This is a genomic window from Paenibacillus sp. FSL R5-0701 (genome assembly GCF_037973995.1).
In the GTDB taxonomy this organism is placed as follows: Bacteria; Bacillota; Bacilli; order Paenibacillales; family Paenibacillaceae; genus Paenibacillus.
Genome location: NZ_CP150230.1, coordinates 4907755 through 4923110 on the forward strand (window position 1 = coordinate 4907755; position 15356 = coordinate 4923110).

General features: G+C 46.6%; 16 protein-coding genes. All 16 read right to left on the reverse strand.

The genetic code is table 11. From position 1 onward, the window contains the following. Positions 1-57: 57 nt before the first annotated feature. The 16 genes from MKZ13_RS21695 to MKZ13_RS21770 all read right to left on the reverse strand — a co-directional run bounded on the left by MKZ13_RS21695 (position 58) and on the right by MKZ13_RS21770 (position 15354). The gene (locus MKZ13_RS21695; protein ID WP_221821973.1) at positions 58-492 is read right to left on the reverse strand and encodes an NUDIX domain-containing protein; all 435 of its coding nucleotides are present in this window, start codon (positions 490-492) and stop codon (positions 58-60) included. Between the two features lie 113 nt (positions 493-605). Continuing rightward, a complete protein-coding gene (mtaB, locus tag MKZ13_RS21700) occupies positions 606-1952 on the reverse strand; it encodes a tRNA (N(6)-L-threonylcarbamoyladenosine(37)-C(2))-methylthiotransferase MtaB (RefSeq protein WP_339178069.1) in 1347 nt (448 codons plus the stop codon). Between the two features lie 2 nt (positions 1953-1954). Then, a complete protein-coding gene (locus MKZ13_RS21705) occupies positions 1955-2719 on the reverse strand; it encodes a 16S rRNA (uracil(1498)-N(3))-methyltransferase (RefSeq protein ID WP_339178072.1) in 765 nt (254 codons plus the stop codon). A 138-nt stretch (positions 2720-2857) separates the two neighbouring features. Beyond that, positions 2858-3538: a site-2 protease family protein gene (locus MKZ13_RS21710; RefSeq protein WP_339178074.1), complete on the reverse strand. Its 681-nt coding sequence runs from the start codon at positions 3536-3538 to the stop codon at positions 2858-2860. A 3-nt stretch (positions 3539-3541) separates the two neighbouring features. Next, positions 3542-4507, reverse strand: coding sequence for a 50S ribosomal protein L11 methyltransferase (gene prmA / locus MKZ13_RS21715; protein ID WP_339178076.1), 966 nt, complete (start codon positions 4505-4507; stop codon positions 3542-3544). A gap of 190 nt (positions 4508-4697) precedes the next feature. Further along, positions 4698-5090: a hypothetical protein gene (locus tag MKZ13_RS21720; protein ID WP_221821967.1), complete on the reverse strand. Its 393-nt coding sequence runs from the start codon at positions 5088-5090 to the stop codon at positions 4698-4700. Next, positions 5083-5262 carry a YfhD family protein gene (locus tag MKZ13_RS21725; RefSeq protein WP_339178079.1) on the reverse strand — a complete coding sequence of 60 codons (180 nt, stop codon included), beginning with the start codon at positions 5260-5262 and terminating at the stop codon, positions 5083-5085. The genes MKZ13_RS21720 and MKZ13_RS21725 overlap by 8 nt, the downstream gene beginning before the upstream one ends. A 28-nt stretch (positions 5263-5290) precedes the next feature. Next, positions 5291-5659 carry a hypothetical protein gene (locus MKZ13_RS21730; protein WP_017687219.1) on the reverse strand — a complete coding sequence of 123 codons (369 nt, stop codon included), beginning with the start codon at positions 5657-5659 and terminating at the stop codon, positions 5291-5293. Between the two features lie 240 nt (positions 5660-5899). After that, positions 5900-7024, reverse strand: a complete 1125-nt coding sequence (gene dnaJ / locus MKZ13_RS21735) for a molecular chaperone DnaJ (RefSeq protein WP_062835521.1) — start codon at positions 7022-7024, stop codon at positions 5900-5902. A 129-nt stretch (positions 7025-7153) separates the two neighbouring features. Next, on the reverse strand, positions 7154-8998 hold the full coding sequence (gene dnaK / locus MKZ13_RS21740; RefSeq protein ID WP_339178081.1) for a molecular chaperone DnaK: 1845 nt from the start codon (positions 8996-8998) through the stop codon (positions 7154-7156). 160 nt (positions 8999-9158) lie between these two features. Then, positions 9159-9722, reverse strand: coding sequence for a nucleotide exchange factor GrpE (grpE, locus tag MKZ13_RS21745; RefSeq protein WP_076211668.1), 564 nt, complete (start codon positions 9720-9722; stop codon positions 9159-9161). A gap of 44 nt (positions 9723-9766) precedes the next feature. After that, a complete protein-coding gene (hrcA, locus tag MKZ13_RS21750) occupies positions 9767-10798 on the reverse strand; it encodes a heat-inducible transcriptional repressor HrcA (RefSeq protein WP_076211670.1) in 1032 nt (343 codons plus the stop codon). A gap of 255 nt (positions 10799-11053) precedes the next feature. Continuing rightward, a complete protein-coding gene (locus MKZ13_RS21755) occupies positions 11054-11524 on the reverse strand; it encodes an N-acetyltransferase (protein ID WP_017687214.1) in 471 nt (156 codons plus the stop codon). A gap of 118 nt (positions 11525-11642) precedes the next feature. Further along, positions 11643-12827, reverse strand: a complete 1185-nt coding sequence (gene hemW / locus MKZ13_RS21760; RefSeq protein ID WP_339178085.1) for a radical SAM family heme chaperone HemW — start codon at positions 12825-12827, stop codon at positions 11643-11645. 207 nt (positions 12828-13034) lie between these two features. Continuing rightward, a complete protein-coding gene (gene lepA / locus MKZ13_RS21765) occupies positions 13035-14849 on the reverse strand; it encodes a translation elongation factor 4 (RefSeq protein ID WP_036615097.1) in 1815 nt (604 codons plus the stop codon). 145 nt (positions 14850-14994) lie between these two features. After that, on the reverse strand, positions 14995-15354 hold the full coding sequence (locus MKZ13_RS21770) for a hypothetical protein (RefSeq protein WP_076211674.1): 360 nt from the start codon (positions 15352-15354) through the stop codon (positions 14995-14997). Between the last annotated feature and the right edge of the window lie 2 nt (positions 15355-15356).

Sequence of the window (15356 nt, forward strand, 5' to 3'; positions counted from 1 at the left end):
TGATCTGCCTATCCATACCCACAGAGCGCGCGGCTAACTGACTCGAACAATAATGCGTTATACGTTAAAGCCTAACTTGTTCAGGGCTACACGCAAGATATCATCGTTATTATCATATCCGCTCTGCTGCTGTAAGGACCATGCTTCTTCTGGAGCATACCAATCCACACCCTTGATTTCTTCAATCTGAGGCTGTAGATCACCACTCTCGGCTTCAACGAGATAATAATGAACTTCCTTGTCCACCGGGCCAAAATCTGCATGTTGGTACGTGTAAGCAATGATATCGACCGGCTCTACAATGCGACCCACCATACCTGTCTCTTCCAAAATCTCGCGCAGTGCCGTCTGTTCGATTGTTTCTCCATCTTCCATCTTGCCCTTGGCGAGAGTTGTTTTACCATAACGATCTACGATAAGCTGAATTTGAAGACGTCCGTCTTCCCCTGTTCTATAAACAACTCCGCCTGCTGAAATTTCTTTTTTGTTCATCGTGCTCTCCCCCATCAACTTCGATATCTTTATCTTATTTTTTGCAAAAGAAGGACCTCATCTCCCCGGGTAAGCTCCCCAAGGAAATGAAATCCTTGTTTCTGACGCCTCGATCACATCGCGGCGGACTTAAGATTCTCTTCCAACACACGTACCAGCGTAGCCTGACTCTCGTTGACGCCGGCTTCAACCACTTTGACTCGGCACACTTTACCGACCATATCCATCGTTCCGTCAAAGACCAGTTGAATGTAGTTGTCGCTATAACCGTGCAGCTTGCCACTTCCCTCGCGGCCTTTGGCTTCACCTTCGGGAATAACATCCAGTACCTGTCCGACAAACTGCCCAGCGTACTCCAGTTGCATCTGCTCAGACAAGTCAATCAGTTCATGCACACGTGCATTTTTGACCTCTTCGTCCACCTGATCTTCCATCCGTGCTGCTGGTGTACCCGTACGCTTGGAATAAGGGAATACGTGCATTTCGGAAAAACCGATCTTCCGCATCAACTCATAGCCATTACGGTACATCTCATCCGTCTCACCTGGAAATCCAACAATAATGTCTGTTGTAATCGCTACATCCGGCATTGCTTCCCGAATGCGAAGCATCTTGTTGTAAAACTCTTCTGTCGTATATTTGCGGCGCATGCGTTTCAATACCGTATCATCACCCGCTTGCAGCGGAATATGGAAGTGGCGAACGAGTTTGTCCGAACGTTTGATCACGTCGAGCATACGGTCGTCAATCTGACTGGCTTCAATCGAGCTGATTCGAATACGCTCCAGCCCCTCTACCTTGTCCAGGTCCCACAGCAGATCGGTGAGATCATAATTCTCCATGTCATCACCATACCCACCTGTATGAATACCGGTCAGAACAATCTCCTTGTATCCGGCGTGTACGAGCTGATGCGCCTGTTGAATAATGCTATTCGCCTCACGGCTGCGTGAGAGACCACGAGACCACGGAATGATGCAGAATGTGCAAAAGTTATTGCATCCATCCTGAATTTTCAGGAATGCTCGGGTACGATCAGCAAAATCAGGTACATCCATCTCTTCAAACACACGGGTTTTCATAATATTACGCACCGCATTAACCGGTTGACGGGACTCCTGAATTTCATTAACATATGGCAAAATCTTGTCACGGTCCTGTGTACCGATAACCAGATCCACCCCTGGGATGTCCAGAATCTCTGCCGGAGAAGTCTGCGCGTAGCAGCCTGTAACTGCCACAATCGCCTCCGGGTTGCGCCGAATGGCACGACGAATAATTTGACGGCTCTTTTTGTCGCCGGTATTGGTTACTGTACAAGTATTAATCAAGTATACATCCGCTGTCTGTTCATCAAAGTCCACTTGATTGTAACCTTCGTTTTTGAACAATTGCCAAATCGCCTCTGTATCATAGAAATTAACTTTGCAGCCTAAGGTGTAAAACGCCACGGATGGCATAATTACATTCCTCCCATTTCTCCGGATTCATATAGCACGCAAGTTAGTGCTGCCATTCCAGCTGTCTCAGCACGCAAAATGCGTTTGCCCAGTCCAACAGACACAGCACCTGCCTGATCTGCCTCTGCCGTCTCCTTCTCAGAAAATCCACCTTCCGGTCCAACCACGATCAAAACTTCTGCACTTGCATCAGGTGCAAGCTGCTCTATAAACGGCTTCAGTGCATCTCTCAGCTGTTTACCGTTTTCTTTCTCATAACAATAACATACCAGGCTATAGCCCTCAAAAGAAGATAACAGCCCTTTCCAGGAAAGCGGCTGCTCAACGGATGGAATACGATTCCGGTGACTCTGTTCTGCAGCTTCCTTGGCAATTTTCCGCCACCGCTCCAACCGTTTGCCTTCTTTCTTGGCATCATATTGCACAATCGTACGCTCTGATAGGAAGGGTACAAATGATACCGCCCCAATCTCAGTACACCTCTGGATGACTGTTTCCATCTTGTCACCCTTGGGCAAACTTTGTGCCACGGTTACACGAATCCGTGCTTCACGGTCCATAGCCAAAGACTCTACAATATTTGCAGTAACTTGGCCAACTTCAATGGTCTCAATTTCCACGAGTGCTTCTCTGGAGTTTCCGTCACTGACAATCAGTTTATCTCCAGGTTTACCACGCATAACCTTGCCGATATGGCGTGCATCATCACCTGTGATGATCACAGCGTGTTCATTAAACTGTTCTGCAGATACAAAATATCGCTGCATTAGTCAATCCACCCATTCTGTCCTGTTATGACTGGAATTCACCCCGCCTGATGACAAGCGTGAATCCAATCGCCACAGATGATCATACAACTTTTACGTGTATCTGACCAGTATATCAGCCCAAAACACGATGCGCTTTTAGCGATATAATTCAATAACCAGCTTTGCCAGATCCACATACATCGTTTGCGCAAACTCATACAAAGGTTGAATCGTCACATTTTGCAACGGAGGTATAACAAGAATCAATAGGAAGATAAAAATGGACCATTGCTCCACCCCTTGCATCTTGCGGCTGATTGAAGGTGGCACTATATCTTCCAGAATCCGATAACCATCCAGTGGGGGCAACGGAATCAAGTTAAACAGGAACAGGAAAAAGTTGGTTAAGTTAAAGATAGCGAAAAACGTTGTGATTGCTGTCAGCAACCGTTCATTATCAATGCCGCCGAGTGCGCCCGAACCAACCAGTGAAGCATAGATGATTGTACCGATGATCGCGAGCAACAGATTGCTCAGAGGCCCTGCTGCGGATACGATGATGCCCATCAATCTAGGTTTGTCGAAGTTAGCACGATTAACCGGAACTGGACGTGCCCAACCAAAGCCGGCAATAATGAGCAACAGCACACCAAACAAGTCAAAGTGTACAACCGGATTCAGCGTGACCCGACCCAACAGCTTGGCTGTCGGATCACCGAATTTGTTGGCAAAATACGCATGCGAGAATTCATGCACCGTAAATGCGATCAGGATGGTCAGCAGGAAAAAAGGAAGCTGATCGATCGGATAACGAAAGAACGAATTCCAAAAGTCCATACGTTACCCCTTTCTGGCTACAAACGCCAGCCAATCCTCATCACGGTGGATCGCACTAACTTCAAACCCGGAGGATACCAGCGCGTCATGTACAACCTGCTCTTTGTTCTTCCAAATGCCGGATACAATATAGGTACCACCAGACTCAAGCGCATGATAGACATCGTCTACGAACAACAAAATGATCTCAGCCAGAATGTTCGCCACGACAACCTTAACTGGCAGTTGCACACCTAGCGCAGGGTCCTGACTCCCGAGGACGGACAACAGATCACTCTCTTTAACCGTAATTTGTTGCTCCAGCCCATTCAGTTCCACATTCTCTCTGGCACTGATGACCGCAACTGGATCCAGATCAAGCGCCAACACATGTTTAGCACCAAGCTTTATCGCTCCAATTGCCAAAATGCCAGAACCTGTACCTACGTCAATGATTTCCTCGCCGCCTTGAATAACCGTTTCCAGTGTGCGCAAGCAGAGGGAAGTCGTTGGATGAGTTCCTGTACCAAAAGCCATACCTGGGTCAAGTTCAATAATTTTCTCATCCGGACTTTCTGGCGTATACTCTTCCCACGTTGGTTTAATCGTCAGACGTTCTGATACACGTACCGGTTTGAAATATTGCTTCCAGGCCGTTGCCCAGTCATTTTCATCCACTGTACGTGTCTCATAACGAACCTCACCCGTATCAATTCCGAATTCAGTGAGTTCTTCGATTCTTGGATTAACTTCTGACTGCAATGCAACCATGTCCGTACCTTCGGAGAAGTACCCTTTGATGACCGCAAAGCCTTCCGGAATATCATTCAAAGGAACGTCGTATAACTCCCCATATGTCGTGTCCCGTTTTTTATTTAAAGTACCGGACTCTTCAATCGAAACCCCTCCAGCACCCGCTTCATGTAAAAAATTCGAAATCATCTCCACAGCTTCTTCTGTGGTATGTATTGTTAGTTCATGCCATAACATACTTGGTTTTTCCTCCTCATTTTTCAAACATCCCAACTATTGTACTACACAAGCTAGCCGGAGCACAAAGCCGCACCAGTAAAAGAAAAACAAAACAGGATATCCGCAGCCTGACTGCTCGAATATCCTGTCATCTATTCATACATATCTGTTTCATTTACTTCAGCATTTTGTATAATTCGAATCTCACTTAGCAAAAACGCCCACCATTCTGTGTGATCATCTCTGCGGCTTGCGGGAGCGAATCGTTGGATACGGACACGGTCAGCAAAATTTCTTGTTTCAGCCTGTTTGCCGAGTCCTCTTTGGGTGAATCATACACCTGACCATTGGACAACATTTCCGTTTCATCACTAATCAGGGCAAGTACATTCAGTTCGCCACTAAACCCTCCGACAACGGCCGTAGGAGAATTATCGAAGCTCTTAACATCGTTTGAGTCCAATGCAGACGCTTCATTGCCAAGGCTCTCAATACTCAATTGGTTCGGGTGCAACAATTCGAGGGCTCTGCGTGCAGACTCGGCCTCAGTCCAGCTTGTAAAAACAGCTTCGAGGGTCACTGCCGAGCGATCTTCAGTCATTAAGCTCCCGTCCCTGTCGTCGATCAGCCGCTTCACTGCGGCGTAGTGCTTCAACATCTTCATGATCCGCAGCTTCAGCGCTGAATTCCACGTCCTCATTTTTTGCGGATTGCATACGTTTCATCTTTTCCGTTTTCGTTAAAATCTTGCCTGGACGTTCATGTTCTGCCATTGTAATGCTCCTCCTTCAAATTGGGAAACTAGATCATTCCACCGGCTTGTTCGATAATAGACATAGCGCGGTGATGTACCGATTCATCTACGATGACCGTTAGTAATACATCTCTTCCTGTAGGGCCACCCTGTCCACCATCACTCATGCCGCTTGCAGAAGGGTCCGCCGCCGCCATGATTCCAGCACTGGCATTTGTTTGCATCGAATCGGGCACCCATGATGAAAAACTGCCGGAAACGCCCGGCTTGTAGGAAGCCCCACTTGGTCCTACACCCGCATAACGGCTGAATCGATTAATTGACAGGTCCTCCACTCGCAATGCCTCCAGTTTTTTGGCTGCCCCTTGAGCCTGCTCCGGGCTGTGAAAGTACGCCAAAATATTTTTCTCGGTCATCCGCTTCACCTGCTTCCCTAATTTCTCGCATATCAGCTATGCATATCATTCTCGCCATGCTATCTTTCCGCAAGTTCGCTCAGAATATACCGAATGCTCTCACAAATTGCTGTCGTTCTTTGTAGCATAGATCCATGAATTTTGCCAAAATCACTGAACCACTAAAAAAAGGCGTACAAAAAAGGACACCATACGGCAAAAACCGCTGTGGTGTCCTTAAGAATTTGCTTTATTTTATTCTCAGTCGCCGCGGAAGGCGCGTTTCACTCTATCAAAGAAAGATTGTTCATGCTCATGTGTTTGCTCTCCATCCAGCGCAGCAATTTGGCGAAGCAGATCCTTCTGCTCGTCATTCAGCTTACTAGGTGTAACTACAACCACTTTCACATGTTGATCTCCTTGCCCCATACCGCGTAGGCGTGGTACGCCTTTGCCTTTGAGTCGGAAATACGTTCCCGTTTGTGTACCAGCTGGTACTTTCAACTTCACTTTCTCGGTCAACGTTGGGATTTCAACTTCATCTCCCAGAGCTGCCTGAGCAAAGGTAAGTGGGATTTCGCAATAAATATCGTCACCTTCACGCTCGAAGAAATCATGTGATTTCACGCGAATGACAATATACAGGTCTCCCGCTGGTCCGCCACGCAGGCCTCCCTCGCCCTCACCTGTCATACGCAGTTGCGCGCCATCATCTACACCCGCTGGAATGCGGACATGGATTTTGCGTTGCTTGCGGACTTTACCGCTACCACTACACGTTGTACATTTTTCTTTGATAATTTGGCCCGAACCGCTACAGTTCGAACATGCACGACGATTAACCATACGACCAAACGGTGTATTTTGCACAACTTCCTGCTGACCGCTACCTTGGCAGACCGAGCAGGTTTCCGGTTTCGTTCCAGGTTTGGCACCTGAGCCATGACAGGTATCACAGCCTTCGGTACGCGGAATCGTAATATCCGTTTCTTTACCGAATACAGCTTCCTTGAACTCAATCGTCATCGTGTACTGCAGATCATTCCCCCGTTGCGGAGCATTTGGATCACGCCGTCCACCGCCACCGCCGCCAAAGAACATGTCGAAGATGTCGCCAAATCCACCGCCGCCAAAATCACCGCCACCACCGAATCCACCTTGATTCGGATCGACATGACCATATTGATCATATTGTGCACGCTTCTGACCGTCACTCACTACGTCGTAAGCTTCTTTAACTTCTTTAAATTTAGCTTCCGCATCAGCAGCCTTGTTTACGTCAGGGTGATACTGACGGGCAAGCTTACGGTAAGCCTTTTTAATCTCATCGTCGTTAGCCGTTTTACTAACGCCAAGCACCTCATAATAATCACGCTTTTCAGCCACTCTTCCACCCCCATATCATTCACCTTATCGCACATCGTGACAAAAGGAAAGCCAAAGCGCGGGAGCCCCGGCTATGACTTTCCCTCTAATTCGAACGTCACCGATGTTTAATTCGCGTAGAACTACGAATTAGTTTTGTTTTTTATCTTCATCCACAACTTCGTAATCAGCGTCTACGACGTTATCACGTTTAGCGGAACCTTGTTGCTCTTCAGCACCTTGTGCTTCTTGCTCTTGCGCCTGAGCTTGCTCATACAGTTTCACGGACAGTTGTTGAACGATCTCTGTCAGCTCTTCTGTAGCAGCTTTGATATCTTCCAGGTTGTCGGAAGCCAGAACGCCTTGCAGTTTTTCTTTGGCAGCATTTGCTTTTTCAACTTCGCCAGCATCTGCTTTTTCGCCAAGATCTTTGATCGTTTTGTCAACAGAGTAGATCAATTGATCTGCACTGTTTTTCGCTTCAACGAGTTCTCTGCGTTTTTTATCTTCTTCAGCGTGCAACTCAGCATCTTTCATCATTTGCTCAACTTCAGCATCGCTCAAACCGCTGGAAGAAGTGATTGTGATTTTTTGAGTTTTGTTAGTACCTTTATCTGTTGCAGATACGTTAACGATACCGTTGGCATCAATATCGAAGCTAACTTCGATCTGTGGAACGCCACGTGGAGCTGGTGGAATATCACCCAACATGAAACGTCCAAGCGATTTGTTACCTGCTGCCATCTCACGCTCACCTTGCAGAACATGAATCTCAACGCTAGGTTGATTGTCTGCATATGTGGAGAATACTTGAGATTTGCTTGTAGGGATCGTTGTGTTACGCTCGATCATTTTTGTGAATACGCCACCCGCAGTTTCGATACCCAGGGACAATGGAGTTACGTCAAGCAATACAACGTCTTTCACATCACCTGTCAGTACGCCCGCTTGTACAGCAGCACCCAAAGCTACAACTTCATCGGGGTTAACGCCTTTGTGTGGATCTTTACCCGTCAGTTTTTTGATTGCTTCTTGTACTGCAGGAATACGTGTGGAACCACCAACCAATACGATCTTGTCAATATCGTTAGCTGTCATACCCGCATCACTCAATGCACGACGAGTTGGTTCAAGCGTACGCTCAACCAGACCTGCAGAGATTTCTTCAAATTTCGCACGGCTCAGGTTCAACTCCAAATGCTGTGGAACGCCATCAGCAACCGTGATGAACGGCAAGGAGATTGTTGTAGTCAATACACCGGAAAGTTCTTTTTTCGCTTTTTCCGCTGCATCTTTCAAACGTTGAACCGCTGCTTTATCTTTACTCAAGTCAATGCCTTGATCTTTTTTGAATTCACTTACGAGATAATCAATGATTACTTGGTCAAAGTCATCCCCGCCCAGTTGGTTATCCCCGCTCGTTGCTTTAACTTCGAAGAAGCCGTCACCCAGTTCAAGAATGGATACGTCGAACGTACCGCCACCCAGGTCATATACGAGAATCGTTTGGTCTTCGGATTTCTCCATACCGTATGCCAAAGCTGCTGCTGTAGGCTCGTTGACGATACGCAGAACTTCCAAACCTGCAATTTTACCCGCATCTTTAGTCGCTTGACGCTGACTGTCATTGAAGTACGCTGGTACAGTGATAACGGCTTGAGTTACCGTTTGACCCAGATAAGCTTCAGCATCAGTTTTCAATTTTTGCAGAATGATTGCAGAGATCTCTTGTGCGGAGTAGTCTTTGCTATCGATTGTTTCCTTGTGGGAAGTACCCATGTGACGTTTGATCGACATGATGGTACGATCCGGATTGGTGATCGCTTGACGTTTTGCAGTTTCACCAACAACGCGCTCTCCATCTTTTTTGAAACCAACTACGGATGGAGTTGTACGTGCGCCCTCCGGATTTGGAATTACGACAGCCTCGCCGCCTTCCATTACTGCTACGCATGAGTTTGTTGTTCCTAAGTCAATACCAATTACTTTGCTCATCCGAAAATTTCCTCCCTCAACAATTTAAAATGAATGGGTCTGATCTGACCCTTATTTAGATGTTCATGTTGCTAATCGTGCTCTATGTGTACAAACCTTTATATTAAACTTCGCCCACATTGTTCAACTATGGAGCCGACTCATTCCTTCCTATAAGGAATTATGAGCTGACTTTAACCATAGCTGGACGAAGCACTTTATCTTTCAGCATGTAGCCTTTTTGGACTTCCTCAACAACGATACCTTCTTCGTACTCGTCGCTCTCCACTTGCATAATTGCTTGGTGGAATTCAGGATTGAACGGTTGTCCTACCGATTCCATTGCCGTCAGGCCTTCGTTATTCATTACGGTTTCCAATTGACGGAAAATCATTTGGATGCCCTTGGAGAAAGATTCGACCTCTGCTCCTTCCGGTACAGTAGCCATGGCGCGCTCGAAGTTATCAATAACCGGTACCAGTTCGGTGACCAGCTTCATCGAAGCGTATTTAGCCAATTCTTCTTTTTCCTTCTGAGTACGACGACGGAAGTTATCAAAATCAGCCTGTGCACGGACATAACGCTGCTGTTGCTCCTCAGCTTCTGCCTTCAGACGTGCAAGCTCATCCTGCTCCTGATCAGCCATCTCTTCAGCTTGTGCTTCTGCAGCGCCAGCTTCATTAATAGGCTCCTGCTCAGCTGCTGTTACCTCTTGTTCTTCTGTAAATGATTGCTCCTCTTTCAAGATGTTCACCTCCTTATACGAATGAAATGGTTCATTCCCGAATCTTATTTGAAACGATGCGTGAGCATCGCCGTCAAGTCACGGGATAGTGTATTTAGAATATGAATGACACGTGCGTAATCCATCCGCGTGGGTCCTAGAATACCGATCGAACCCAAAGCCTCACCGTCCAATGAATAGGAGGCTGTAATCAGGCTGCAGTTGGCAAAGGCTTCATGATCATTCTCAGTGCCGATTCGCACTTGAATACCAGATCCACCCGGCACGGGCATCATCAATTTCATGAGTGTTGGTGTCTCTTCCAGCAGGTCAAGAATATCTTTGACCTTTTCGATATCTTTAAACTCCGGTTGAGTCAACATATTGGTGGCACCACTGAGGAACAGACGATTATCGTGTTCGTTGTCAAAGGCACTGTTCAGCACTTGCATAACTTCCTCGTAACGTGTAATATGCCGTTCCATCTCTTGCCCAAGTTCAGTATAGAGACGGGATTTCAATTTGTAAATTGGCACACCAACCAGCTTGGTGTTCAACAGTCGAACCACTTTCTCCATCTCGGCTACCGAGATTTCTGGAGGAATCTGGACCGTCTTGTTCTCCACCTGACCGGTATTGGTCACAATGATTGCCACAGCTTCACTTTCGTTCAGCGGAAGCAATTGGAAGTGGCGAAGGGACGTATGGAATACTTCCGGTCCAAGCAGGATCGAAGTATAATTCGTCATATGTGACAAAATATTGGATGCATGTTGAATAACTTGTTCCATGACATTCAGCTTTTCGGCGAAGAACGACTTCAGATCGTCCAATTCCTGAGGCTCCACCTGATTCCAGGGAACCAAATGATCGACGTAATATCGATAGCCTTTATGAGAAGGAATGCGTCCTGCCGATGTATGCGGCTGTTCCAGGAAACCCATATCTTCAAGGTCCGCCATTTCATTACGGATCGTCGCCGGACTATATCCAACATCTCCCCTTTTGGAAATGCTCCGGGACCCTACGGGCTCAGCTGAACGGATATAGTCATCCACTATAGCGTTCAGAATCATTCGTTGACGCTCAGTTAACATGGTGAGTATTCCCTCCTTCTGACTGTACTGTCCCATGTCGTTAGCACTCCAGTTAGATGAGTGCTAAGCGGTAATACAAAAATACCAAACTGACGTGAACATTGTCAAGTGAGTTTGATGAGTGGGCTCATCTATTTATAGTATAGACCAATGTCGACAAGTCCTAACAACTTTAATGAACATACTTTGAAGTAAAAAAGGACTGCATGTAGGGCAGAGGCTGACTCGGCTCGATCCATGCAGTCCATTTAGTTGTTAGGCTGAAACGTTAAGCTCTTTTAATACCGCGATCTCATCACAACAATCCTGCTTGCTGCAATGAACACAGTCGGTCCATACTTTCTCAGGGAAAATCTCTTTTTCCACTACGGCAAAGCCGTTTTTGAGGAAGAAGGATACTTCATATGTCAACGCCATAACTTTAGGAATCTGTTGTTTCTCCGCTTCTTCTACCAGTCGATCCAGCAATCGGGAGCCAATACCGAGCCCTTTATGCCCTTCCGAGATACCGAGTGATCTGACTTCCACCAAATCATTCCCCAGACGACAAAGCGAGCCGCAGCCCACCACTTCACCATCAACTTCGGCTACAACAAAGTGCTCCAGCTGTCGGTGCAGTATTTCCCGTGATCGCGGAAGCATGATCCCACGCTCTGCATAGCCCTTAATCATTTCATACAGTGGTTCAACATCTTCCGGCACGGCTTTTCTGCATATTACCGACATCCTGCTCTCCTCCTATTACCAAGCTTTCCAGAGGAAAGCTGACTTCGTAGTTGTTAAATTAACACGCCCTGTAAAATCAATATGAATAAATATACAACAGAGCGTATAGAATTTCAAGCTATGAATTCAGCGATATGGACCCGATAAACTCCGCAAAAACGTCATTTCCGAACAGGATACCCTGCTCGCTCAGTCGGAAGCCGTCTGCCGTCCGCTCAAGCAACCCTGCGTTCAACATTTTGCCCAAAGGCTTCGCAAACACTTCTTCCATGGACTCTCCGAACTGTTCGCTAAAACGTGAGGCCGAAGCTCCCTCCAACATTCGCAGTCCAACCATCAGATAATCTTCCATGGCTTCCGGGAGAGCAATCTCAAAATGATCCAGACGAGGCAGCCCTGCTCGTGAAGCTTCAACATAAGGATTTATACCTTTAATATTCATATGCCGTTCGCGGCCCACATATCCATGTGCACCTGCACCCAGACCATAGTAGTCCTCATTACGCCAGTAGGTAATATTGTGACGACTCTCAAAGCCCGGCTTGGCAAAGTTACTGATCTCGTATTGTCCATAGCCTGCTTCTTTCATACGTCTCATTAATAGAAGATACATCTCCAGCTCATCATCTTCATGAGGAAGTGGTAACTGGTTCTTTTGATACAGTGTATGGAAGAGTGTATTCTCTTCCACTTTCAGGCTGTAGATGGAGTAATGTGGCAGATCCAGTTCCAGCGCTTTGTCGATACTCTCATTCAACATCTCTACGGTCTGGTTTGGCAACCCAAACATCAGGTCAATGGACAGGTTATTCAAGCCTGCTTTTCGAGCATTCTCCAAACTGCGATATACATCATCCGTATTATGAATACGGCCAATGCCTGTCAGCAGATCATTCTGAAAAGCCTGTACGCCAAAGCTGACACGGTTGACGCCGCCTTCTTTCATCGCAGCGAGTTTCTCCGCATCCGTTGTTCCCGGGTTGGCTTCCATCGAAAATTCAATATCGTCTGCCCAATTTGGGAAATACGTCTTCACGGAACGAAGAAATACTGCCATCTCATCCGGTTTCAGAGCTGTTGGCGTACCCCCACCTACAAATATGGTCTTGATCTCGCCCGGTGGATTGGCCTTAACTGTATGTTCCATCTCCCGTTCCAGCGCTTCGAGATATTGCATCACGGGCTGATCTTTCAGAACGTAGGAGTTAAAGTCGCAATAAAAACATTTATTCGTACAAAAGGGAATGTGAAGATACACCGCTTGGGGCGCACCTGTCTTCCGGCTGTGTGCTGCCAATGTCATGGCAAGTCCCCCTCTATTTGAAAAAAGGAAAGCCATCCGGCTTCCCTTTCAGCTTAGTTATTTAATATTCTGTGTTGTACCCACGTTTGCAAGCAAACGTCCTACAATTCAATTTCGATACACACATTATGTGATGTACCCGAAATTGAATTCTCCTTAATCTAATTTGAATACACACATTCTGTGTTGTACCTCAAAATAGATTGTTTAATCATCAATTTTCAGTACCGCCATGAATGCCTCTTGCGGCACCTCAACGTTACCAACCTGCTTCATCCGCTTCTTACCTTCCTTCTGCTTCTCAAGCAGTTTCCGTTTCCGCGAGATGTCACCACCATAACACTTGGCAAGTACGTTTTTACGCATTGCTTTTACCGTTTCACGAGCAACGACTTTGGTACCTACAGATGCCTGGATTGGCACCTCGAACATTTGCCGTGGAATCAGCTCACGCAGTTTCTCACAGACAATGCGTCCGCGGTTATAGGCACGGTCACGGTGAACGATGAAGGACAGAGCATCCACCTGTTCGCCATTGAGTACAATATCCATTTTCGCCAAATTGGACTGACGGTAACCGGACAGCTCATAATCCAGGGATGCATATCCTTTGGTACCGGATTTCAACTGGTCGAAGAAGTCATATACAATCTCGGACAGCGGAATCTCATAGGTAATGGTAACCCGAGTTGTGTCCAGATATTCCATATTCACATATTCACCGCGTTTAGTCTGACACAGCTCCATAATGGTACCTACATAATCATTCGGTACGATAATATCTGCCTTGACGTATGGTTCCTCGACGTAATCAATCCGGCCCACCTCAGGATAGTTGGATGGGTTGTCGATTTTCATCACTTCACCATTGGTTAAGGTGACGTGATAGATTACACTTGGTGCCGTTGTGATCAACGGAATGTTAAACTCCCGCTCAATCCGCTCCTGGATAACGTCCATGTGAAGCAGTCCAAGGAATCCGCAACGGAATCCAAAACCGAGTGCACTGGATGTCTCCGGTTCAAAGCTCAGAGACGCATCGTTCAACTGCAATTTCTCCAACGCTTCACGCAGATCAACATAGTCCGATGTTTCGATCGGATAGAGACCACAATACACCATTGGGTTAATTTTACGATAACCCGGCAAAGGTTCCGGTGTTGGATTTTTGGCATCCGTTACCGTATCCCCGACTTGTGTATCGCCAACATGCCGGATACCTGCAACGATAAATCCAACATCCCCGACGTTCAGCTCGTCCACGATGGTCATACGAGGTTTGAACGCTCCAACTTCAATGACTTCAAATGATTTCCCTGTTGCCATCATTTTGATTTTGGAACCGGATTTGATTTTGCCGTCAACAACACGCACATATACGATTACACCTTTGTACGGGTCGTAGTGCGAGTCAAAAATCAGCGCTTTCAAAGGCTGGTCAGGATCACCAGTTGGTGCCGGAACACTTTTCACCACTTGCTCCAAAATTTCTTTGATTCCGATTCCTGATTTGGCCGAAGCCAAAACCGCATTACTTGTGTCCAAACCAATAACATCTTCCACTTCCTGCTTCACCCGTTCAGGATCAGCGCTCGGAAGGTCAATTTTGTTGATAACCGGTAAAATTTCAAGATTGTTATCCAATGCCAGATACACGTTGGCAAGTGTTTGGGCTTCAATTCCCTGAGCCGCATCCACAACCAGCAGAGCACCTTCACATGCAGCAAGACTGCGTGATACTTCATACGTGAAGTCTACGTGTCCCGGTGTATCAATCAGATTCAATAAATACTCTTCACCATCATCCGCTTTGTAAGTCAAGGCTACTGCTTGTAGCTTGATCGTTATTCCACGTTCACGTTCAAGGTCCATCTTATCCAGAACTTGTTCCTGCATTTCACGTGAAGTGAGCGCACCTGTGTGCTCCAAGATCCGGTCCGCAAGTGTTGATTTGCCGTGATCTATATGTGCAATAATAGAAAAGTTACGAATTTTACGTTGTCTTGCCCGAATGTCAGTCATTCCTTACCCCCAGAAACAGCCTAGTGTCAATCACTTCATTATAACAGTTGAAGCACAGTGCATCAATCCCGTGATGTCTCAACTTTATAATAAAGTGTCATCATGCACTCCCGGAGGTTATATTGTACCTTAAAATTATGGTATTTTATTCAGCGACGCCGCTAAAAAGAGAGACCACCCACTTGATTCCACTGTGTGAGAGATTTTGCAATAGTCCAGCCGTTTTGTCTGCCAACACATCAACCGGAGCCTTATTTTGATCTGCCCCAAGCACTTGGCTTGGTGACTGAACAGGTACAAATGGTGGTTCTTTAATTTCCTTTTGGACAGGAGCAGTCGGAACAGATTCGGTCACCGATGAAGTTGGCTCAGTTGTCACAACGGTTGACGTGCCTCCTGAGGGATTGCCCATATGAAAGTTGCTGCCAGCCAGCTGCATTCCAAACAGAACACCCAGCAACATTAATACAGCGATGGATAACAGTCTTTTACCGAATCTGGACATGT

Bases quoted from the DNA above. Each gene is read 5' to 3' on its own strand.
- MKZ13_RS21695 (WP_221821973.1), bottom strand. From the start codon at position 492: ATGAACAAAAAAGAAATTTCAGCAGGCGGAGTTGTTTATAGAACAGGG.
- mtaB (WP_339178069.1), bottom strand. From the start codon at position 1,952: ATGCCATCCGTGGCGTTTTACACCTTAGGCTGCAAAGTTAATTTCTAT.
- MKZ13_RS21705 (WP_339178072.1), bottom strand. From the start codon at position 2,719: ATGCAGCGATATTTTGTATCTGCAGAACAGTTTAATGAACACGCTGTG.
- MKZ13_RS21710 (WP_339178074.1), bottom strand. From the start codon at position 3,538: ATGGACTTTTGGAATTCGTTCTTTCGTTATCCGATCGATCAGCTTCCT.
- prmA (WP_339178076.1), bottom strand. From the start codon at position 4,507: ATGTTATGGCATGAACTAACAATACATACCACAGAAGAAGCTGTGGAG.
- MKZ13_RS21720 (WP_221821967.1), bottom strand. From the start codon at position 5,090: ATGACTGAAGATCGCTCGGCAGTGACCCTCGAAGCTGTTTTTACAAGC.
- MKZ13_RS21725 (WP_339178079.1), bottom strand. From the start codon at position 5,262: ATGGCAGAACATGAACGTCCAGGCAAGATTTTAACGAAAACGGAAAAG.
- MKZ13_RS21730 (WP_017687219.1), bottom strand. From the start codon at position 5,659: ATGACCGAGAAAAATATTTTGGCGTACTTTCACAGCCCGGAGCAGGCT.
- dnaK (WP_339178081.1), bottom strand. From the start codon at position 8,998: ATGAGCAAAGTAATTGGTATTGACTTAGGAACAACAAACTCATGCGTA.
- hrcA (WP_076211670.1), bottom strand. From the start codon at position 10,798: ATGTTAACTGAGCGTCAACGAATGATTCTGAACGCTATAGTGGATGAC.
- MKZ13_RS21755 (WP_017687214.1), bottom strand. From the start codon at position 11,524: ATGTCGGTAATATGCAGAAAAGCCGTGCCGGAAGATGTTGAACCACTG.
- hemW (WP_339178085.1), bottom strand. From the start codon at position 12,827: ATGACATTGGCAGCACACAGCCGGAAGACAGGTGCGCCCCAAGCGGTG.
- lepA (WP_036615097.1), bottom strand. From the start codon at position 14,849: ATGACTGACATTCGGGCAAGACAACGTAAAATTCGTAACTTTTCTATT.
- MKZ13_RS21770 (WP_076211674.1), bottom strand. From the start codon at position 15,354: ATGTCCAGATTCGGTAAAAGACTGTTATCCATCGCTGTATTAATGTTG.